This window comes from Paraburkholderia nemoris (assembly GCF_905221015.1).
Lineage (GTDB): Bacteria > Pseudomonadota > Gammaproteobacteria > Burkholderiales > Burkholderiaceae > Paraburkholderia > Paraburkholderia nemoris.
The window spans coordinates 1-752 of sequence record NZ_CAJNBO010000118.1 but is presented as its reverse complement, the minus strand read 5'-3'; the positions used below and the strand labels follow the sequence as shown (position 1 = coordinate 752).

Here is a 752-nt window from a genome sequence, read left to right as displayed (position 1 = left end):
AACCCGGCCTTTGCCCAGGGCACCTGGCAGCACGGCTTCACGAACCTGTTTACGGGCTACGCAGGGGTCAATGCGGCCCAGGGCTACGGTGCGGTCATGGCCGGCGGCGCCTTCAACACGCCGCTGGGCGCCTTCGGGGTGGACTATACCCAGGCGCAGACCGAGCTGCCCGGGCACACGCACATGAGCGGCGGCAGCGCGCGGATCAGCTACATGAAGGACCTGCCGCAGACCGGCTCGAACGTGGCGGTCGCAGCGTACCGCTATTCGACCGGTGGCTACTTCGACCTGAACACGGCGATGCTCGCGCGCAGCCAGGTCGACCAGAGTCTCGCGCTCGGCAGCGTGCTGCGCCAGCGCAACAGCGAGCAGGTCACGTTCAGCCAGAAGCTGGGCGACCGGTGGGGCCAGCTCGCCCTGACCGCGTCGGTGGTCAACTACTGGAACCGCAGCGGCTCGGACATCAACTATTCGGCGGGTTACAACAACAGCTACCGCAATATCGGCTACAGCGTCCAGGCGACCCGCCAGCGCAGCGCGACCGGCACCATGAACACGCTCTACTACGCGAGCGTCACCATCCCGCTGGGCCATGTGCATCCGGCCACGCTCAGCACGAACCTCACGCACGCCACCGGCGGCCAGACGCAGCTGCAGACCATGGTCTCGGGGGCGCTGGGCGAGAACAGCGAGCTGTCCTATGGCGTCACGGCGAACCACGCCTGGGGGGGCGACACGTCGTCGACCACCGG

At 67.8% G+C, this 752-nt stretch carries 1 protein-coding gene; it reads left to right on the top strand.

Annotation, left to right across the window (positions count from 1 at the left end; all coding sequences use genetic code 11):
- The coding region (locus KHO33_RS41935; RefSeq protein ID WP_211629348.1) for a fimbria/pilus outer membrane usher protein at positions 1-752 on the top strand (752 nt) is incomplete at both ends.